The organism is Terasakiella sp. SH-1, from assembly GCF_004564135.1.
Taxonomy (GTDB): domain Bacteria; phylum Pseudomonadota; class Alphaproteobacteria; order Rhodospirillales; family Terasakiellaceae; genus Terasakiella.
In genome coordinates this window covers 1795572-1817873 of sequence record NZ_CP038255.1, presented here as the reverse complement: position 1 = coordinate 1817873, position 22302 = coordinate 1795572, and the positions used below count along the sequence as shown (strand labels likewise).

At 45.4% G+C, this 22302-nt stretch carries 12 protein-coding genes; 4 read left to right on the top strand and 8 right to left on the bottom strand.

Going from position 1 to position 22302, the window contains the following annotated elements:
- Nucleotides 1–73: 73 nt before the first annotated feature.
- A complete protein-coding gene (locus E4K71_RS08390; RefSeq protein WP_135078558.1) occupies nt 74–1258 on the top strand; it encodes a site-specific integrase in 1185 nt (394 codons plus the stop codon).
- A 124-nt stretch (nt 1259–1382) separates the two neighbouring features.
- Here the strand turns inward: E4K71_RS08390 and E4K71_RS08385 are convergent, their stop codons facing one another.
- From E4K71_RS08385 to E4K71_RS08365, 5 genes are all read right to left on the bottom strand, one after another.
- Entirely contained in the window at nt 1383–1667 is a 285-nt protein-coding gene (locus E4K71_RS08385; protein WP_135078556.1) for a type II toxin-antitoxin system RelE/ParE family toxin, read from the bottom strand.
- Nucleotides 1668–1673: 6 nt separating this feature from the next.
- A complete protein-coding gene (locus E4K71_RS08380) occupies nt 1674–1958 on the bottom strand; it encodes a transcriptional regulator (protein ID WP_135078554.1) in 285 nt (94 codons plus the stop codon).
- A gap of 65 nt (nt 1959–2023) precedes the next feature.
- Nucleotides 2024–2767 carry a tyrosine-type recombinase/integrase gene (locus E4K71_RS08375; RefSeq protein ID WP_135078552.1) on the bottom strand — a complete coding sequence of 248 codons (744 nt, stop codon included), beginning with the start codon at nt 2765–2767 and terminating at the stop codon, nt 2024–2026.
- Between the two features lie 3 nt (nt 2768–2770).
- A protein-coding gene (locus tag E4K71_RS08370) for an IS3 family transposase (RefSeq protein ID WP_240796785.1) occupies nt 2771–3948 on the bottom strand; the annotation gives its coding sequence in 2 pieces (ribosomal slippage) (nt 2771–3684 and nt 3684–3948; 1179 coding nt in all).
- Nucleotides 3949–3989: 41 nt separating this feature from the next.
- The gene (locus tag E4K71_RS08365) at nt 3990–4670 is read right to left on the bottom strand and encodes a cysteine peptidase family C39 domain-containing protein (RefSeq protein ID WP_167730382.1); all 681 of its coding nucleotides are present in this window, start codon (nt 4668–4670) and stop codon (nt 3990–3992) included.
- A gap of 443 nt (nt 4671–5113) precedes the next feature.
- On the opposite strand from E4K71_RS08365, the gene E4K71_RS08360 reads away from it, so the two are divergent.
- Genes E4K71_RS08360 through E4K71_RS18365 form a run of 3 tightly spaced genes read left to right on the top strand, consistent with a single transcriptional unit; the run spans nt 5114 to nt 19094 of the window.
- Complete coding sequence (locus E4K71_RS08360; RefSeq protein ID WP_135078549.1) at nt 5114–5626, top strand: GNAT family N-acetyltransferase; 513 nt, start codon at nt 5114–5116, stop codon at nt 5624–5626.
- On the top strand, nt 5626–6579 hold the full coding sequence (locus E4K71_RS08355) for a hypothetical protein (RefSeq protein ID WP_135078548.1): 954 nt from the start codon (nt 5626–5628) through the stop codon (nt 6577–6579). The genes E4K71_RS08360 and E4K71_RS08355 overlap by 1 nt, the downstream gene beginning before the upstream one ends.
- Nucleotides 6580–6587: 8 nt before the next feature.
- On the top strand, nt 6588–19094 hold the full coding sequence (locus tag E4K71_RS18365) for an Ig-like domain-containing protein (protein WP_135078546.1): 12507 nt from the start codon (nt 6588–6590) through the stop codon (nt 19092–19094).
- Nucleotides 19095–19843: 749 nt separating this feature from the next.
- Here the strand turns inward: E4K71_RS18365 and E4K71_RS08345 are convergent.
- From E4K71_RS08345 to E4K71_RS08335, 3 genes are read right to left on the bottom strand one after another with little or no spacing between them, the layout of a single operon-like run.
- Nucleotides 19844–20950: a VirB4 family type IV secretion system protein gene (locus tag E4K71_RS08345; RefSeq protein WP_135078544.1), complete on the bottom strand. Its 1107-nt coding sequence runs from the start codon at nt 20948–20950 to the stop codon at nt 19844–19846.
- A 56-nt stretch (nt 20951–21006) separates the two neighbouring features.
- The gene (locus tag E4K71_RS08340; RefSeq protein ID WP_135078543.1) at nt 21007–21783 is read right to left on the bottom strand and encodes a hypothetical protein; all 777 of its coding nucleotides are present in this window, start codon (nt 21781–21783) and stop codon (nt 21007–21009) included.
- Nucleotides 21776–22189: a hypothetical protein gene (locus E4K71_RS08335; RefSeq protein ID WP_135078541.1), complete on the bottom strand. Its 414-nt coding sequence runs from the start codon at nt 22187–22189 to the stop codon at nt 21776–21778. Before E4K71_RS08335 ends, E4K71_RS08340 begins: the two co-directional genes overlap by 8 nt.
- Between the last annotated feature and the right edge of the window lie 113 nt (nt 22190–22302).

Genomic DNA, 22302 nt, shown 5'->3' with positions numbered 1-22302 from the left:
GACAAGATGAATCCCCGCTGATATCGTTACACATTCCTTACACAGTTCTGCTCCACTGCATAGAGGAAGTGATATGACAGAGAAACACACGATTATGGGCGGCAAAGTCTATGTCTACCGCCGTGAAAATTCCAAATACTGGCAATGCTCTACATTCCTTGCCGGAAAGAACCACCGATCCTCAACCAAAGAAGAAAGCTTGTCTTGTGCGAAAGACTATGCGGAGGACTGGTTCTTTAATTTACGTGACAAAAGCCGCCAAGGGCTGATTAAGAACGAGAAGACCTTCAAGCAGGTTGCGGATCGTTTTGCCCATGAATATGAAGCTTCCACCAAGGGCGAACGCAGTCCCAAGTGGGTAGAAGGTCATAAGGCGCGGTTACGCCTTCATCTGGTTCCTTTCTTTGGCAAGAAGGGTCTCTCTGAAATTACGGCAGGTCTGATACAGGAATATCGCATTCATCGTATGGAGACCGCAACAAAGCCTCCGGCACGCAGTACGCTCCATGATGAGGTGGTGACACTCAGGCAAGTGTTGAAGGTAGCTATTCGCTATGGCTGGCTGGATCATCTGCCGGATATGTCTCAGCCTTATGGGGCGCAGGGCAAGGTCGTTCACCGCCCTTGGTTCAGCAAAGCTCAGTATGAGAAATTGTATAAAGCGACCAGACAGAATGCAGCGGTAACAGGGGGACGCCATAAGAAGAGTGCAGAAGACTTGCACGACATGGTTCTCTTTACTGCCAACACAGGCTTACGTTCTGATGAACTGTTTAATCTTGAACACCGTGATATTGAGATTGTGGAAGACGGTGACACCGATGAAACCATCCTTGTGATTGAAGTTCGGGGAAAACGAGGTGTCGGGTATTGTAAATCCACCAAGGGTGCTGTACGACCTTATGAGCGAGTTTGCGCACGAAATGATTACGAAGAAACAGATAAGGTCTTTCCCCACAATCATCTGCGCATGTTCAACCGCATTCTGGAAGAACAAGACCTCAAGGTAGATCGTGACGGACAGAAACGGACGCTGTATAGCCTGAGACACACCTACATCTGCTTGCGTCTCATGGAAGGTGCAGACATCTACCAAATCGCCAAGAACTGCCGGACATCCGTGGAGATGATTGAAAGACATTATGCCGCCCACATCAAGAATACGTTGGATGCCTCGGCCATCAATGTGCGCAAGGTGAAGAAAAAGCCGAAAGGTCTTTCAGGGAAGAAAGACGCTACGGCGGAATATCTCAAATGATCTTCTACTGGGACGGATACTCCGTCGAAGATCAAGGCTAGTGTGTAAATGCCACGTGCATTTACAAGGTTTTTAAGGAAGAGAAGAAAAGGTCAAAATGATCACGCATCATTTTGAAATCTTTTTAGAAACGATCAGGCCATTTTTGAGATGTGTGCAAAATACGCAGTATCTCAACTCTATCAGGGCCAAGTTGATAAACAACAATGAACGGGATATCTTGAAATATCAGCTCCTCGGTCCCCGTGACACGGCCAGAACGTCCTATCTCAGGCATATCTGCTAAGAGGGCCGTTTTTTCAAGAAGTCGTAATGCTACTTTTTTGGCAGCTTGAGGGTTTTCTTTGAAAATATACTCGCGAATAAGGCGTAGATCATTTTGTGCCGACGAAAGCCAGATAATCTGCATTTAGAGTTATTTCGTGTAAATAGTAGCTTTAGGGGCTGGGAGTTCATTCTTGGTTCCCCATGAATTTACCCAGGAAGCCATATCCTCATTGGCAATAAATGGACCACCTTGATCAGCTTCTATTTTTGCTTGCTGGATTTGTTCAATCTGCCATTTTTGCACAGAGACATATTCAGCTAAAATCGTGGTGGCATATTCATCCACAGAGGTATGAGATAATCCAGCGAGTTTCTGCAAATCATCAAAAACTTCATCTTTGGTAACGTCGATACGATGAACTGTATGTGCCATGTGATTTCCTAATTAAGATGTTTCCAGTATATAGATAGGAAAGGCTTTTGGCAATTTGGCAGAAACTATAAAGGGTGTTTGGCTATTTCATTTCGCAGATGTTCGACGGTTGCCTTCAGGTAAATCGAAGTCGTTGCAATGTCACTATGCCCCATCATCTTCTGAATACTGAAGAGATCACAACCGCTTTGCAGCATGAGCGTTGCAAATGTATGGCGCAGAACGTGGGCAGAGAAATTTACCTTGCTTAAGATTCTTAATTTTTCGATTAATCGTTTAATCACATTGTCGCCCATCTTTTCCTTGTCTTGTACTGACGTGAAGAAATAGGGAGATTTGGGATTTAGTTTACGCCGCTCAAGCAGATAGGTTTTAAAAATGCGTATTGCCTGTGGAGCAAGGGGGATCAGCCTATCTTTGTCGCCCTTTCCTTGACTAACAAATAGGGTTTGGGCGTTTAGATCAATGTGAGTGAGCTGCAATTGATAGAGTTCATTGAGGCGTATACCTGTATAAAGAAAGCATCCGATAATAGCGGTTGCTCTGGCGCGTTGGAAACGTGTTGGGTATTCAGCGTTTTTAGCGCAGGTCAGAATGATCTGTGCTTCTTCCTGTGAAAGAGCTTTGGGAAGTCGTTGCGGCAGTTTGGGGCGTGGGATAGACTTTGCGTGGTTTTTTGAGATGACTTCCTCAGCGACACACCAATCCAAAAAGGAACTGATCGCCTGAAGTTGATTTCGGACTGTCTTTGCCGACCAACCTTTTTCAGTTTGTCCATGCAGATGACGTGCCCCACTTTGGTGGTCCAACCGCTATGTTAGTTTTTGGCGGTCAATGTCGTCCTGATGTGGCGACTGGAGCGTAGCGTAAGTCAGAACATCAGGACGAGGCAAGATTGTTTTTGGTGCCGGAGGCTTATAGCCCAATGAACTGTGCGGACGAACTTCGTTGTAAAATTGCCGCCAACGTTCAATCAGTACCTTTGCTTCCTGCAAAGTGTAGAATATTTCTCCATTTAAAAGCTCATTGCGAAGCTTGCCATTGAAGCTTTCGTTATAGCCATTTTCCCAAGGTGACCCCGGCTCGATATAGAGCGTCTTGCAACCGACCTTGCCAAGCCAGTCGCGAACCACTTGAGCCGTAAATTCCGACCCGTTGTCAGAGCGAATATGATCGGGGACACCGCGTGTGGCAAACAATTCAGTTAAAACATGCAAGACATCTTCGGATTTCAGTTTACGTTCAACCTCAATTGCCAGACATTCACGGCTGAATTCATCAATGACAGTAAGCATTCTGAACGCCTTGCCATCAGCCGTGCGATCCATGACAAAGTCATAGGCCCAAACATGGTTCTTCCAGCAAGGACGTAAACGGATACAGGAACCGTCGTTCATCCAAAGTCGTCCTCGTTTGGGTTGTTGCTTTGGTATTTTAAGCCCTTCACGTCGCCAGATGCGTTCAACCCGCTTATGATTAACAAACCAGCCTTCAAGACGCAGCAGACCCGCAATCATGCGATAACCGTACCGCCCATAATATTCAGCCAGTGCAGTGATTGCTTCTGTCAGAGCCGCATCCGTTGCTTGCTTTGTCGGCTTCTTTCGCTGGGTCGAACGGTGCTGACCAAGAACCTTGCAAGCTCGACGTTCTGATATCGCAAGGACGTTCATGACGTGGTCAACACAGTTGCGACGGCGTGCTGGGCTCAGAAGTTTCCCTCGGCTGCCTCCTTGAGGATCAGCTTGTCTAACGTCAGTTCGGCCACCGCCTTTTTAAGACGGGCGTTTTCCTGTTCCAAAGCTTTCATCTTTTTGGCCTGAGAGGTTTTCATCCCGCCATACTGGCTTCGCCAGCGATAATAGGTCTGTTCCGTCACACCGATTTTGCGGGCAGCATCGGCAATGGTATGCCTTTGAGCAATAAAAACCTCAGCTTCACGAAGCTTCATGATGATCTGTTCAGGCGTTGGGCGTTTCTGTTTTCCCATGTCTTTTCTCCTTATTCATGGATTTGAATAAGCCAAAAAAACTAACATTTTATGTGGACCACTTTTCGGGGGCTACGCCAGAAAAGACGTGCCCCCAACTCCACATCCACCCGGTTGGTCGTATGGGAGAAAATATAGGTGCGCAAACCACCGATCAGCACTTCAAAAATACCCACGGCAATCATGGCGATGATGAGCACATCCAGACTGGTCAGGCCACGATGAACCAGAACCTTATCAATAATAACCTGAAAGAACAGGGGCGAAATCACTGCAAATACTTGCAGGAAAAAAGAAGCTAGTAAAACTTCGCCAAACAGGCGGCGGTATTTCATAAAGGCCGGGATAAACCAGGAAATATCGAACTTGCGCTGCTCCCCGGCGATCTGCGCACGCGTGGTCAGCAAGATCAAGGTCCCATCCCAGGCTTCCTCAAGTTCATCACGAGACAGCTGTTCCGGTTGCCCTGCCTCCGGACATTGGATCAAAACCTTATCTTCGGATACCTTTGCCAAAATAAAAAAGCGCCCGTCAGGACGACGCGCAATGGCAGGCAGCGGTGTTTTTGTCAGGCGGTCCCATTTGGTTTCCACTGCCTTGGCCTTGAACTCCAATTCCTTAGCTGCCAGCAACAAATCCTCTGACGACATAATGCCTGATTTACCTGAAGCATGCTTGATTTGGTCTGCTTCGGCAGGGCGTTCATAAAATTGTGAAAGCATGATCAGGCACAATAAACCGGTGTCCAATTTAGATGTTTCGTTGCCTATAGAGGTATCTTTGGATTCGCGCATTGTTGAGAGTTTTTCTAAAATAAGATGTAAGTCGATTGATTGTGAAATAATATCATAAGTAGAAAATCACCTGACCATCCTTTTGGGTGATAATGTTTGTGCCATTAGTATTATCCCGCTTGCATTCTATTGTATAGGTGGTTTTACGTAGTGGTGAGGTAAGGTGATTTTTTCTAGTGAATTGAAAATTAAGAATTTATTTCTTATCGTGTGTGTCTTTTATAGCTCTTGTTCAATAATAGGTTGTCTTCGATTCGTGTTTTGTGGATACTGCGTTGCAATCGAATTGTCAATTATTGGTTGATTTATATCTTGCTGATGACTTTTGCTAGGCTGTGTTCTTTTTAGGCAGGTTATTAGCAATAAAACTAATGGTTAAACTAGAAGGTAGTGAAAAAGTGATGCAGAAGAAGATTTCATCAAAAGCAGTGGCCATCCGTTTTGCAAAGTCACAGCAAGATATAGATAAGATGATTGATCTGGGTCGAAAATTACATGCCGAAAGCTGGTATCGCCATCTGCCAATGGATGATGCACGTATGCAGGAGATAGGTCACCGTGGTCTCAAAGATGGCAACCCCGGCCTTATAATTGCTGAACGTGGTGATGAAATGGTCGGTATGGCGATCGTGGTCTTGGGGGAATATTATTTTTCTGCCGTTCGTACCGCAACGGTTCAGTTATTTTATGTGATTCCAGAAGCCCGCGGCGGTTCAGCTGCTCTAAACCTGTTACGCGCCTTGAGACTATGGGCCAAGGAAGCTGAGGCAAATGACCTTCATGTCAATGTCACTACCGGGATTGAGCCTGTGCGCACGGATCATATGTTACGCAAATTGGGCTTCAAGCAAACTGGTGGGAATTATGTGCTGGAGAGTTTGTGATGATACTCGCCAAGCTAGTTGATGATGAAAATAGAATAAATGCGCTATTGGATGCAGTTAAACTGAATAAGGCGGTTTCTGATTTATGCCGGTTAAAAAAGGTTTCGTTTTTCTTGTTGGCGTTATTGTGTGTAACGCATAATGCCCGCGGGGCTGAGCAAATGCCTTTGGAACCTGCGAACTGGCGAGATAGGTGGCCCAGTGATGAAGAAATCCTAGGTATGAATGTATTGGAGCTCACGTATATACCAGACGCAAGAAAAGAGCCAATCTTAAGGGAACTTTTGAAGCGTGAAGAATGGTTGGATGTGAAGCATTTTTTACATAAGAAAACGCCGGAGGCGGATTATCCCAATCAGCCATGGTGCGACAGTGTTCTAAAGAAGCTTTTGAGTTGGGATGATGTGAAAATTCAGGAACCTGCATTCGTTGCGAATAAATACGGACATGAAAAGTTTTCAGACTGGAGAAGACAATGTCCGTGGATGTTTAGGAGTGAACTCTATAATTCAACTCATAATTTTAGGGTGTATCCATTCAGTGGCGAAAAGGACCGTTTCATAATAGCCAGTTCAGGTGGCAGACCAAACTGGGAAATTGATTGGCTTGGCAATGTCAAAAAGTACTTTGTAGATGAAAATGGAAGGGAATTCTTTGGCTATTCTGGTGGAGGAACATATGTATTTGTAGACCTAAACCAATGCCGCTCTATTGGTTTACAGATTGGAGCCCAATATGACCTGAAAGACAATATAAGAATCAATGACCAAAACAGTCTTGAAGTGTTGCTGAAGGTTGCGGGAAGATCACTAGCTCTTGAAATTTTTCGGTCGTTGAATGTTGCCAGTCTCTGGTTTACTGAAATCCCATTAAAATCCTATCCTCCAATAGACGATAAATACGATTATCCCGCCCCCGTTTCCTGTCGTTATGAACCCGCAAGATTGAAATAGAGAAGATCATGATTCAAGTTACTAAACTTACTGATTTTGACGTAGCCCTTAAAGAAAAACTGAAAAGTGCGGAAGGCAGAGATGAAAATAAAACCTATATAGATTCCAAAGGGGTCCCTACTATTGGGTATGGTTATGCGTTGATCTATGAAAAAGGCAAGAATAAGTGGGCTGCTAGAGAGTTAAAAACAATTAATAAAAAACTCGAAGGAACAGGAATTAAATTCACAGCTGATGATCATAAGGTTCTAGTAGAACTTGCGAATACTAAGAAGAAAGGCACATCTGTCGCAGATCAGGAAAGCCTTCTTAGTCGAGCCCAAAAGAATGGGCAGCTTAATTATACGGTGATAACTTCACAGAAAAACACATTATTAGACAATACGTACGAAGAATATATTCAAGCGGTGAAAAGCCAAATTCATAACCGGCTGGATAAGCAAGCTGGCTATGGTGTTGAGGTTGCTGATCAACTGGTTAGTCAATTGGAACAAAGCCAGGAATTAGTGGTTTTGACCTCTATGGCCTATAATAATGTAGGTCTGATTGGTCCTAACTTGTCAAAAGCATTGGCAGATGGGCGACGCGATGATGCGTGGATGGAAGTTCGTTTTCGTTCAAATAAACCTGCCACGATTGCTGGGGTTTCTGATTCGCGTGATGGAGGCATTGATAACCGTCGAAAAGCAGAAGCTGCAAAGTTTGGTTTTTTTGAGACAGGGCGGGATATTCCTGAAACACCTGTAGAAGCACAGTTATTTGCAAATTATATAGCAAGAAACTATGGCGAAATCGTAGAGTATATTCACGCAGTTACTCGTTATGACAAAGTTGAGAATAAGATTGTTTTCAATTCGGATAATACAGCCATGCATCAAGCAGGGGTTTATGAAACGATTAAAGAAACAATCTCAGCCGGTTATGGGGATGCAGAAGCTGCTAACATCAAAATTGAACCTGGTTTTTGGAGTGTTGATCGGACATCTGGGATTATTGAACGCTATTTTAGCGATGGGGTAGTTTCAGCAAAAATTGATTATCCGGTAGGACATGACCAATTCTCTGGGATGTCTGAAACTTGGTATCGTGATAATGGTAGCATCACACATGGTATTTTGGCTGAAAACAATCAAGCTGTTGCTATTGTTGAGAAGCAGTCTGACGGGACTAAAGTTTATGACTATCGAGGGCAAGGTAGTCTAGACATCGAAGATGGTGATCATGTTATTACTTTGCGCCCTAATGGGGACCAGGTTTTAGATACCTACAATGAAAATGGAGATATTGCTAATAAGGTAATCTCATATGGAGCTGAAGCCGGTGATCTTGCGGGTTTAGTTGAAAGCACAGTGTTGGGTGAAGATGGGGTGCTATCAGGGCTGTTAACGGACCCGATGACAAGTGAAGTTGTTGCAACTGTAGCTCATACTGCAAATAAAATCGTATATAATTTTAGTGACAATACCGAATTTGAAGTTGCGAACGATGACAATCGTATTGTCACCTATTTTAAAGATGGTACACGAGAGACTGTATTTGCTTTTGATGGAGATAGTGAAACAGTCCGCTCCGTTACTGAAAACACAGACGGGACATCTGTCGTACGTAACTGGGATGATACTGGTGCGCGTTATGTTACTAGCTTAGATGGAAATAGTAAGCAAACTCACAATGTTACATGGGATGTTGACAGTGGCTATGTACAGCATGAAACATTGGATAAAGCAACCAAAGATTATTACTGGGACGACGGGTTTAGAACAGTTGAATATACTGCAGAAGATGCTAATGCTTCTTATCAGGCAACGGGTGTAAATGGTGGTTGGCTTCGTTCTTATGAATCCGGTGAAATGTCGTTCGCTACGGATGACGGACGGGAATATAAACTGGACTTTTCGCCGGACGATGTGATCAAGATCGTTGATGCTGTAAATCCTGAAAACAGCTATGACATTTCTTATGATAATTATGATGCAAGCAAGCTAAACCATTACGCATCGAAGCTCAGCGATTCAACGAAGCTTATCACAGGTTCTTTCGGCGTAGATAAGCTAATTGGTGGCTCTGGTAATGATACGCTTTCTGACGTCGTTAAAGAACGCATAGATAATGCTGGTACACAGCAAGATGTCATCTCGTTGCCTGTATCTACTGATGCCGACCCTCAGTCTTATACAAACTGGCTCAAGTACAATACAACTAGAGTAACACCAGGTGGTATAACTCTTCCATTTGGTCAGTTTATTGGACAACATAGCACGTCTGGCTCTATCACTGCATTGGCGACTAATCCAGGTTGGTTGGCGTTATATGATACGAAAATGGCATTTGATTCAGTCTCAAATGCTGTAGAGAACCCATCTTCGGCAAATGTTTTAAGAGCTTTATCCAGTACGGTCAGGACCGTTCAAGCTGTTGGTATGTCTTTGGATAAAAACTTTCTTGAGAATACAGCGCGACAGTTGGGTATTGAGGATAAAGGTCCTATCACAAAAGGTACGCGTTTGGGTAATTACCTCAGCGATGGCGGTATGGCACTACATACCCTTGCCTCTGTTGCAAATGCGATTGACAGACCGACAATTCGGAATACGGCAGGTGCCGTTCATACGGCCCTTCAAGCAGGGATGCAATTTGATACTGGCTTTAAGGTAGAAGTTGCGAAGGCCCTGGATATAGGTACTTATAAACAAGGCATGTTTCAAGTTGACCAAAAAGTGCTTGATGGTGTTTTTGCCGGTGCTGGTGCAGCTCTCTCTGTAATTAGTGCTATTGATAATCCAACACCGGCAACGGTTGTAAATGCAGGGTTGCATGTTGCCAATGCTGTTGGTGCAGGGTTACCTGTACCTGCGGTCAACGCAATTGTTTCTGCCATTGGTTTTGTCGAAAATCCGTCTGTTGAAGGGGGGATCAATACGTTTATGTGGACGGCAGCAGCTGTATCCATGAACCCGGTCGTGATTGCAGCAGCTACGGTGGTGACTGTTGTAACGAGTGTCTTTGGTGGTGGCAAACCGATCGTTCTGGATATGGATGGTGATGGGGTCAAACTCATACCTGTGGACATGTCTGATGCCATGTTCGATCTGGACGGTGATGGCTGGGTTGAACAACGCGGCTGGGTCGGTGAAGGTGATGGCCTGTTGGCTTTAGATGCAAACAATGATGGCTTGATTACCGAATATGATGAGCTTTCTTTTGTTGGGTATAAGGAAGGGGCGCGAACTGACTTAGAAGGTTTACAGGCCTTTGATACAAATGAAGATGGCGTATTATCCAGTGAAGATAAGGATTGGAGTAAATTCAAAGTCTGGATGGATAATGGAGACGGTATTTCCAAGGCAGGTGAAGTCTTAACTATGGATCAAGCTGGCGTAACGGAAATTACGTTGGCCAGCGATCAGGTCATTGAAGAGATAGAAGGAAATACGGTCTTTGGTAAGGGGGCTTTCAAGTTCGCAGACGGACGCACCGGGGTTTTTGCTGATGCGGCTTTTGGCACAGGTGATGGAAGCCCGATGATACACGCAGATGGTGCTCAGGGCGGAAACGCTTTGGTCATGAATTTGTTTGGCAGTCGTGTCTCAACCTTGGGAATTGATCAAAATGATGTGAGTTTCGACCTTAATGGGGATAGCGTAGCAGAACAAACTGGCTGGATTATGCCTAATCATGGCTTCATGGTTGTTGATTTTGACCAGGATGGTGTAATTGCCAGTAATAATGAAATGATTAGGTCTTTTGAAGACCTAGCCTTGGCAGATAGTAATTCTGACGGTGTCCTTAATGAGAACGATGCGACATGGAAATGGCTCCGTGTTTGGGTCGATAAGGATGTCAATGGTGTTAGCGATGGTAATGAGCTTTACACTTTGTCACAGTTTGGTATCGAAGAGGTGTCTTTATCATCTAACTCTTCTGATCGTTACGATAATGGCAATTTCATTCGCCAAGAAGGTGAATTCAGCTTCAAAGATGGCAATAAGGGCAGTATTGCAGAGGTCGAACTTTCCGACCAAGCACCAGCGGCAGGAAATATGCTCATCGTTGGTGGAGATACAACTATTCTCAAGACGAGTGACGGCAAAACGGTTCAGTTTATGGGGGGCGAGTCCGGACAGAAAGTTGATATCGGCAATACTGGAGTTGACGTATTAATTGATAACAAGGCAGGCGGCAATATTCTGCAAGATAGCAGTAATTCTGATGATACTGTTCTTGTGGGTTATGATAACTCGGTCCTTGTGGGGGGGAGTGGAGATAATACCCTGATTGCCCGAGGTGAAGATATCACTTTTATTGGTGGTGTAGGAGACGATGTCATTCAGGGTGGCGATGGTTTAGATGTTGCTGTTTTTGAAGGGGCATTGGAGGACTATCAAATTGAAGAAACTGACTCTAACGGTGGCTTTGAGATTACCCATACTTCATCAGGGGATCGTGATGTTCTTGAGAATGTAGAGTTACTACGTTTTGAGGGTGATGAGGGTTCCCTTGCTTTGCTTGGTAATTTATCTAAAGAGTATTTTGAGGCCAATTCGGATATAGAAAATTATTGGAAAGACGGTGATCTAAACTCTCTCTCGTATGCTGATTCACATGTCGGTGTCTCACTAGACTTAGTTGAAAATGAGGGTTTCGGTGAAGATGGGCTTCAGAACATTGAAAACCTTGTTGGATCTGAGTTTGAAGATGAATTGGTTGGTAACCAAGCTGATAACTATATCAAAGGGAATGCCGGGAATGATACCTTGTTTGGTGGTTCCGGTAATGATGAGCTGCATGGTGGTGCCGGTGATGATGTGCTTGATGGTGGAATGGGCACGGATATGGCTGTCTTTACGGGCAAAAAGGCCGATTACCAGCTGCGTTATGACGGTGAAGCAGACAGCTGGTCAGTTCTTCATATGGCCAGTGGTGAGACGGATACACTGAGCAACATTGAGACGGTTCAGTTTGCAGACGGGAGCATGGATTTGACGTCAGCGCCTGTTGGCGATGGTGGTTCGATTGTTCTAAATGCAGGGGATGTTGCGAGTTGGAAGTTAGGCGCTTTTGGTGGAGCAGATGGTTCTGATGAGGATGGTGATGTTACCCTGACTTATGCGCTTGATGGTGTCGCTGATGCAGATGGCTGGGTTGCGAGCGCCAATGGTCGGGTGCGTATTGTGGATGCGAACACCGGGGCTTATGAGTTTGAAGCTAATGCCGGAGCCTCCGGCGAAGATAGCTTCACCTACACGGTGACGGATGAGGGCGGCAATGTCACTTATGCGGATATGGCGGTTGGTGTCGGGTTGAACTCAGGCCCTCTTGTGTTACATGAAGGTTCTGAGCAGCAGGTCAATAGCTTTACGTCAGGGAGCCAACAATCACCGAATGTTGCCGCCCTTGAAGGTGGAGGATACGTCGTTGTCTGGGATAGCCCTCAGGACGGGAGCAGCTCGGGTATCTATGGTCAACGCTATGATGGGGCAGGCCATAAAATTGGTGGTGAATTCCAGATAAATACATATACCAATAATAGCCAGGGTGTACCCTCAGTTACAGGTATGGCTGATGGTGGTTTCGTTGTGAGCTGGGATAGCTATGGTCAGGATGGAAGCGAAAATGGCATTTATGCCCAACGTTATGATGGCAATGGCAATCCAGTGAGTGGAGAATTCCATGTGAGCCATGAGACTTCATGGGATCAAAGACAGAATGCCATTACATCTTTCGAGAATGGTAATTTCCTAGTGGTTTGGAATGATAGTAGTGATGGGTATATTACGTCCCAACTTTATGATGCCAACTCTTCCCCAATTGGAGGTGAAACGCATATTACAAATGCAGGAGGAGACCTTGGCTTACCTCAGGTTACGACTTTGGGTGATGGCGGTTACGCTGTTGTTTGGCAAGATGCAGGTAATCGTGATGGAAGCACTGTAGGCATCTTTGGTCAGGCTTTTGATGCTTCAGGTCACAAGAAGGGTTCTGAATTCCAGGTGAATAGCTATACCAGTTCGGTTCAGCACCTTGCTTCAATTAGCAACCTTAAAGATGGTGGTTTTATTGTCACGTGGAGTTCTCATAAGCAGGACGGGAGTGATTATGGTATTTTCGCGCAACGTTATGATAGTAATGGAGTCCGAGTTGGCAGGGAATTCCATGTCAATACGGTCCATACCTGGGGCCAACAATATTATAATGATGTGGTGGGTCTGGCTGATGGCGGCTTTGTTGTTGCCTGGGAGACCTATGGCTATGATGGTGCCAATGATGGCATTCTTGCGCAACGCTATGATGCTGCCGGTAATCAAAGCGGCAGCTATTTCCTGGTGAATGATTATCATTCCGGCGATCAAAACCAGCCTTCGATTACGAGCTTGGAAGATGGTAGCTTGGTGATGACTTGGCAGTCAGCAGGTAATGACGGTGATAGCAATGGCATTGCTCAAAAAGTTTTTGCCGCAGAGGTCAGTAATGAAAACTTGGTTGGAACAGAAGGGAACGATGTTCTGATTAGTGGGGCTGGAGCTGACACATTGAACGGTTCAGCTGGTTCAGACCTTCTTAAAGGTCAGAGTGGTGCGGATAAGTTATCCGGTGGTTCGGGCGATGATATCCTTAACGGTGGTGCCGGTAATGATGTTCTGGATGGCGGGTCTGGTGATGATGTGGCGGTGTTGTCCGGTAATCAAGCGGATTATCAGTTGCGCTATGACAAGGCCACAGATCATTGGACTGTTTTGCATGTTGTGACTGGCGAAGAGGATAGCTTGTCCAACATTGAAACCATCAGGTTTGCCGATGGCCTTATGGACTTGACGTCTGTGCCTGTTAGTGATGGTGGTTCGATTATTCTTAATCCAGGTGATATTGCGAGTTGGAAGTTAGGCGCTATTGGTGGCGCAGATGGTTCTGATGAGGGTAGTGATGTTACGCTGACTTATGCGCTTGATGGTGTGGCTGATGCGGATGGCTGGGTTGCGATGGATAATGGCCGGGTGCGTATTGTGGATGCAAACACTGGGTCTTATGAGTTTGAAGCTCATGCAAATGGTTCTGGGGAAGATAGCTTCACCTATACGGTCATGGATGAAGTTGGCAATGTCACTTATGCAGATATGGCGGTTGGTGTCGGGCTGAACTCGGGTCCCCTTGTGTTAAATGAAGGTTCTGAGCAGCAGGTCAATAGCTTTACGTCAGGGAGCCAACAATCACCGAATGTTGCCGCCCTTGAAGGTGGAGGATACGTCGTTGTCTGGGATAGCCCTCAGGACGGGAGCAGCTCGGGTATCTATGGTCAACGCTATGATGGGGCAGGCCATAAAATTGGTGGTGAATTCCAGATAAATACATATACCAATAATAGCCAGGGTGTACCCTCAGTTACAGGTATGGCTGATGGTGGTTTCGTTGTGAGCTGGGATAGCTATGGTCAGGATGGAAGCGAAAATGGCATTTATGCCCAACGTTATGATGGCAATGGCAATCCAGTGAGTGGAGAATTCCATGTGAGCCATGAGACTTCATGGGATCAAAGACAGAATGCCATTACATCTTTCGAGAATGGTAATTTCCTAGTGGTTTGGAATGATAGTAGTGATGGGTATATTACGTCCCAACTTTATGATGCCAACTCTTCCCCAATTGGAGGTGAAACGCATATTACAAATGCAGGAGGAGACCTTGGCTTACCTCAGGTTACGACTTTGGGTGATGGCGGTTACGCTGTTGTTTGGCAAGATGCAGGTAATCGTGATGGAAGCACTGTAGGCATCTTTGGTCAGGCTTTTGATGCTTCAGGTCACAAGAAGGGTTCTGAATTCCAGGTGAATAGCTATACCAGTTCGGTTCAGCACCTTGCTTCAATTAGCAACCTTAAAGATGGTGGTTTTATTGTCACGTGGAGTTCTCATAAGCAGGACGGGAGTGATTATGGTATTTTCGCGCAACGTTATGATAGTAATGGAGTCCGAGTTGGCAGGGAATTCCATGTCAATACGGTCCATACCTGGGGCCAACAATATTATAATGATGTGGTGGGTCTGGCTGATGGCGGCTTTGTTGTTGCCTGGGAGACCTATGGCTATGATGGTGCCAATGATGGCATTCTTGCGCAACGCTATGATGCTGCCGGTAATCAAAGCGGCAGCTATTTCCTGGTGAATGATTATCATTCCGGCGATCAAAACCAGCCTTCGATTACGAGCTTGGAAGATGGTAGCTTGGTGATGACTTGGCAGTCAGCAGGTAATGACGGTGATAGCAATGGCATTGCTCAAAAAGTTTTTGCCGCAGAGGTCAGTAATGAAAACTTGGTTGGAACAGAAGGGAACGATGTTCTGATTAGTGGGGCTGGAGCTGACACATTGAACGGTTCAGCTGGTTCAGACCTTCTTAAAGGTCAGAGTGGTGCGGATAAGTTATCCGGTGGTTCGGGCGATGATATCCTTAACGGTGGTGCCGGTAATGATGTTCTGGATGGCGGGTCTGGTGATGATGTGGCGGTGTTGTCCGGTAATCAAGCGGATTATCAGTTGCGCTATGACAAGGCCACAGATCATTGGACTGTTTTGCATGTTGTGACTGGCGAAGAGGATAGCTTGTCCAACATTGAAACCATCAGGTTTGCCGATGGCCTTATGGACTTGACGTCTGTGCCTGTTAGTGATGGTGGTTCGATTATTCTTAATCCAGGTGATATTGCGAGTTGGAAGTTAGGCGCTATTGGTGGCGCAGATGGTTCTGATGAGGGTAGTGATGTTACGCTGACTTATGCGCTTGATGGTGTGGCTGATGCGGATGGCTGGGTTGCGATGGATAATGGCCGGGTGCGTATTGTGGATGCAAACACTGGGTCTTATGAGTTTGAAGCTCATGCAAATGGTTCTGGGGAAGATAGCTTCACCTATACGGTCATGGATGAAGTTGGCAATGTCACTTATGCAGATATGGCGGTTGGTGTCGGGCTGAACTCGGGTCCCCTTGTGTTAAATGAAGGTTCTGAGCAGCAGGTCAATAGCTTTACGTCAGGGAGCCAACAATCACCGAATGTTGCCGCCCTTGAAGGTGGAGGATACGTCGTTGTCTGGGATAGCCCTCAGGACGGGAGCAGCTCGGGTATCTATGGTCAACGCTATGATGGGGCAGGCCATAAAATTGGTGGTGAATTCCAGATAAATACATATACCAATAATAGCCAGGGTGTACCCTCAGTTACAGGTATGGCTGATGGTGGTTTCGTTGTGAGCTGGGATAGCTATGGTCAGGATGGAAGCGAAAATGGCATTTATGCCCAACGTTATGATGGCAATGGCAATCCAGTGAGTGGAGAATTCCATGTGAGCCATGAGACTTCATGGGATCAAAGACAGAATGCCATTACATCTTTCGAGAATGGTAATTTCCTAGTGGTTTGGAATGATAGTAGTGATGGGTATATTACGTCCCAACTTTATGATGCCAACTCTTCCCCAATTGGAGGTGAAACGCATATTACAAATGCAGGAGGAGACCTTGGCTTACCTCAGGTTACGACTTTGGGTGATGGCGGTTACGCTGTTGTTTGGCAAGATGCAGGTAATCGTGATGGAAGCACTGTAGGCATCTTTGGTCAGGCTTTTGATGCTTCAGGTCACAAGAAGGGTTCTGAATTCCAGGTGAATAGCTATACCAGTTCGGTTCAGCACCTTGCTTCAATTAGCAACCTTAAAGATGGTGGTTTTATTGTCACGTGGAGTTCTCATAAGCAGGACGGGAGTGATTATGGTATTTTCGCGCAACGTTATGATAGTAATGGAGTCCGAGTTGGCAGGGAATTCCATGTCAATACGGTCCATACCTGGGGCCAACAATATTATAATGATGTGGTGGGTCTGGCTGATGGCGGCTTTGTTGTTGCCTGGGAGACCTATGGCTATGATGGTGCCAATGATGGCATTCTTGCGCAACGCTATGATGCTGCCGGTAATCAAAGCGGCAGCTATTTCCTGGTGAATGATTATCATTCCGGCGATCAAAACCAGCCTTCGATTACGAGCTTGGAAGATGGTAGCTTGGTGATGACTTGGCAGTCAGCAGGTAATGACGGTGATAGCAATGGCATTGCTCAAAAAGTTTTTGCCGCAGAGGTCAGTAATGAAAACTTGGTTGGAACAGAAGGGAACGATGTTCTGATTAGTGGGGCTGGAGCTGACACATTGAACGGTTCAGCTGGTTCAGACCTTCTTAAAGGTCAGAGTGGTGCGGATAAGTTATCCGGTGGTTCGGGCGATGATATCCTTAACGGTGGTGCCGGTAATGATGTTCTGGATGGCGGGTCTGGTGATGATGTGGCGGTGTTGTCCGGTAATCAAGCGGATTATCAGTTGCGCTATGACAAGGCCACAGATCATTGGACTGTTTTGCATGTTGTGACTGGCGAAGAGGATAGCTTGTCCAACATTGAAACCATCAGGTTTGCCGATGGCCTTATGGACTTGACGTCTGTGCCTGTTAGTGATGGTGGTTCGATTATTCTTAATCCAGGTGATATTGCGAGTTGGAAGTTAGGCGCTATTGGTGGCGCAGATGGTTCTGATGAGGGTAGTGATGTTACGCTGACTTATGCGCTTGATGGTGTGGCTGATGCGGATGGCTGGGTTGCGATGGATAATGGCCGGGTGCGTATTGTGGATGCAAACACTGGGTCTTATGAGTTTGAAGCTCATGCAAATGGTTCTGGGGAAGATAGCTTCACCTATACGGTCATGGATGAAGTTGGCAATGTCACTTATGCAGATATGGCGGTTGGTGTCGGGCTGAACTCGGGTCCCCTTGTGTTAAATGAAGGTTCTGAGCAGCAGGTCAATAGCTTTACGTCAGGGAGCCAACAATCACCGAATGTTGCCGCCCTTGAAGGTGGAGGATACGTCGTTGTCTGGGATAGCCCTCAGGACGGGAGCAGCTCGGGTATCTATGGTCAACGCTATGATGGGGCAGGCCATAAAGTTGGTGGTGAATTCCAGATAAATACTTATACAAGCAGCACTCAGCGCGAACCTTCCGTTGTTGGTCTGAATGACGGTGGTTTTGTGGTTACCTGGGATAGTTACGGTCAGGATAGCAGTGATTATGGCATTTATGGCCAACGTTACGACGCATCTGGCGCAAAGGTAAACACTGAATTTCAGGTGAGTACCTCCGTTTCCGGACGCCAAATCCGTAGTGATCTGGCATCACTGGGTGATGGTGGGTTTGTTGTCAGTTTCCATGAAGGCGGCGTGAACAATATCGTGGTGCAACGTTATGATGCTGCTGGAAATAAGGTCGGTGGTGAATTAATCGCCAATGCCAGTCCTGGAGATATCGGGGCCTCCCATATTGTTACTTTGATTGGTGGCGGTTATGTGGTGACCTGGCATGATGCTGTTGGCCGTGATGGCAGCGGCATGGGTTCCTGGGCACAGATTTTTGATGGTGATAATAATAAGGTTGGTGGAGAGTTTCTTGTAAACAGTAGAACGTCAAGTTCGGAATTCCAACCTGAGATCGCAGCGTTAAGTGATGGTGGTTTTGTTATTTCCTGGTCTGCCTATCAGCAAGGAGGAGTGCATTTTCAGCGTTATGATGCCACAGGTAATAAAATCGGTGGTGAAACTCTGGCAACGACGACGACTTCGACAACAGTACACATGTATAGCGACGTGATCGGTCTTGACGATGGTGGTTTTGTTATCACTTGGGAGACTAATAATGTGGATGGTAGTGGTTATGCGATTGTTGGACAACGCTATGATGCTAATACTCAAAAGGTTGGTGGTGAATTTGTTGTCAACGACTATACTTCCGGTAACCAGAAATATGGTTCTTTGGCCTCTCTAGCGGATGGTAGTTTCGTCTCTACGTGGCATTCAGACAGCGCTCAGGATGGCAGCGGTAATGGCGTCTATCATAAACTTTATACAGCTATGCCAACTGATGAAAACCTCGTTGGAACAGAAGGGAACGATGTTCTGATTAGTGGGGCTGGAGCTGACACATTGAACGGTTCAGCTGGTTCAGACCTTCTTGAAGGTCAGAGTGGTGCGGATAAGTTATCCGGTGGTTCGGGCGATGATATCCTTAACGGTGGTGCCGGTAATGATATCTTGGATGGCGGCTCTGGTGATGATTGTTATCAAATCAATCGCAACAGAGGGCAGGATATTATCAGAAACCACAGAGAAGGGGGCAGTGAAGATAAAATTCTCTTTGGAGAAAATATTGCAAACAACCAGCTGTGGTTTAGGCAAGAAGGCAATGATCTTGAAGTTTCTATCATTGGAACAAATGATACTGTAACTGTTGACGACTGGTATCTTCAGGATGGGGACAATATGGTTTCTTCCTTTGAGGTTTCGAATGGTGAGAAAATTAAAGCTGCTAATGTTGAAAACTTGGTTGAAGCAATGGCTGCGTTCTCTCCCCCATCTTATGGTGAAACAGAACTTTTAAATGAGTTACATAATCAGCTGGAAAATGTAATTACAGCCAATTGGGAGTAATGTTTTGAACAGCTCTTTGCAATATTCAGAGAGCGGTTTTGAATTGAGTATGAATTTGCACATAATCTTACACATACAATTCTTATGTCGTTAAATTATGTCATAAAAACAATTGATTGCGGTTAAGTTGATCCGTCTCATAACCTGAAGGTCGTCAGTTCAAATCTGGCCCCCGCAACCAACCTTCTTTCCTGTCAGAAGAGTGACAAAATATGGGACCACTTCCCATATTTTGTCAATTGTAAATTCCGGGCACGCAGGGAACGAAACGGTAAATTATACTTTTCCCCTTTAAAGACTGTCCTTTTGTATAGGGCCTCTTTTGGAGGTGTTCTAGAAAAGAAAAAACCCTCGAACTGTAATTCGAGGGTTTTTGAAAGGCCAACAAAAACCAAAAGTTAATGCGCCAGAACATGTACGCATTATCCTAGTTTGGCCTTTTGCTGTCAACCTTTTTTCAAGGATTTTAGCTACTTTTACCGTCATTTAAAAAATGACTGATTTTTCAAATATATCCGCAGAAAACCGGGCTATTAACCCCTTTAATGCAACGCTATTACACAGCAGTTGCACTGCAAATGGGGCAAGAAAAACAACTTTTCAGCGCCGACAAAACAATGAGTTGGTTGCGGGTTATAAAGGTCTCCCACAACATCTCATTCATGAACGTTGGGAGGTTATTGACATCCTTCGTCGAGTGAAGGGAAGGCTTAAACTTACTGACACTTTGATTAGCCACATTGATTTCATCATGAAACGTATTCCAGTTGCACAATGGGAAGAAGGCGGATGTCCATTTGTTCTTCGTTGAAATTGAATTGGCGTAGGCTTTCGGGGTCGGCATTGGCGTTTGGAAAAAAGATTTTCATTGCCGTATTGGTGAGAACCGCTGGTGCAATACCACTATCGAACAAACCTGCGGGGTCCTGAAACGCCATACCAACACAGCCGTCCAGCTTGCGATATTCTCGATACATTTCTTTGACGAATTTCTTGAAACCATCGTTCTGTAAAAGGTTCGCGGCCTCATCCACAAATAGATTGAAACCTTTCTTTTGCCTTCCGACTTCACGCACCGCCTCGGAAATGTGTGTCACAACCGGAGGACCAACGATTGGATCATTCAATATCTCGTTCATGTTGATACCGATCAAATGCGACCCTGTTAGAGTGTTTTTCAAAGTATCGTAAGGTGCGTTGAATAGATGGCTTTGTTGTCCTTCACGGACCCACAGACCAAAGCGTTCTTTGAGTTTGGAACGTCGCTCGAACGCATGATCGTAAAGTGCATCGAAAGTTCGTTCTCCACGGTCTAGGTGAAAGGCAAGGTCGATAAGATGGTTAATGGCCGCATTCATACCTTCCTCTTCAAAATCGCCCAACATGGAGCGCACAATGAAGTCAATACGGTTTCTGTTTTTCAGATTGTCTTCTGCAAGATCAAGAGGGTTAAACTTAATATTTTCATAATCCATGTAGGTGCCCCCCATGGCTTCAACCATGAACTTCGCCCCCTCGTTACTGTCTAATACGAAGCTGGCAATGTCGGGAAACTTGGCGGCACCACTCAGTAGATGTAGAATAAGCGTTGATTTACCGGAGTCAGATGGGGCAAAAACACAGTAATTACCCAATGCTTGGGGCTTGTCTTTAACATGCCATTGGAATTTATATGTTTGACCGCTGGGTGTAGATAAAAGGCGCAAGGGTAAATCTCCATGAGGACTTTTATCCATGCCTTGTGATGTGCAATGAAACGGCCAAAGAGCGCCGATTGCGTGATTGAACATTTTTAGCGGATGCATGAGGCGGTTGTTTCCCGCGATCCGGTTAAACCAGCAGATACCAACACCCATATCCTCGACATAAAAACGGATCAAGGCCCGGCCCAAAATATCAGTAACCTTCCTGGTTATCCGATAAAGCCAAGGCCAACAAGAAAGAGCAGAAATGAAATTAAGCGTACTTTCTTTTCTTTTGCTTTCTCACGTGCTTTTACAAAATCATACCGACAGCTTGGACATACGTCCGCTGTGTCGGAAAGTCCCGTTTGGTTGCAGTCTGGTTCTGGGCAATCAATAAGTGCCATAAATTCTGTCCTTTCGGTTGCCAAAATTAGGGAAGGGCGGAACGTGCAGCAGGGGGGTAGGATACCTAAGAGCCGCGGTTGATAATCTGATAATTCATCTTGTGTATCCAAGACGGCTTTTTCTAATGCTTTTAGATCACCTGCGTTTGGTACAGATAAGATGATGTAATGGCCGAGTTCATAGGATTTTTTGAATTGTTCTTCCCATTTTTCATCAGCACGTGCCATATGTTGGCGAGTATGAGGGTTTAATGATTGTGGTTTATGAAGGCTTTTATGAGAAATGATTTTACATTTTACTTTGCTTTCACTCAGGATTTTAATCCAGCTTTCACGGTCCCAGAGTTTACGCTCACGATCTGCTTCATCCAAAGCGGCAAAGTCGTGGCCAGAAAGTTCAATGACCTGATGACAGCCGCCATCTTTATCAATGACAATCTCACCAAAATCTCCTTCGATGCGATCAAGATTGAGCTTTTCTGAAAGTAAATCTTCTTCCCATGACCCAAAGGTCATTTTGTGTAAGACCGGGTGGAAAATAGCGAGGAAAGTGGCAAGTACAACAAGCCAAACCAGAAAATCAAAAAACCAATTATCCATATGCCCAAGCCTTTTCAGAGATGGGGTTACGTGTGTAGAAGCCTGGTAAAATCCTTAAATCCATGCGTGCAGAAATAATGTCTGCAATCCAAGGGTCACGTAAAAACTGTGTGGCCCAGAATACATGCCATAAAGCAAAGCCGATCATGATCCCGATTTCGAAAACCGGGATCACTTCACTCATTAAGGCCCCAAAGAAAACGCCAAAAAGCGGTCCCCATGGAAACAGGCTGGCAGGACAGTAAAAAGTATGACTAGGTGTGCCTACGGCAGGTAAAAATTGTGTTTGAACGCCCATATCAGACCACACTTTGAAGAAGCTGAATAAAGCTAACTTGGTAGCCTGATGGGTCTCCAAAAAAACGATCAGCGAGAATTGGACCGATGGTGATTGCAACACCAGCACAAATAATACCGATAAGCCAATTTGTTTATGTGACTTCTGTAGGAGAAGTCTCAGCCCATACCATTTTCAGTGAACCGATTTGGCTGAACTATCAAAGACAGAAAAACTTCTTA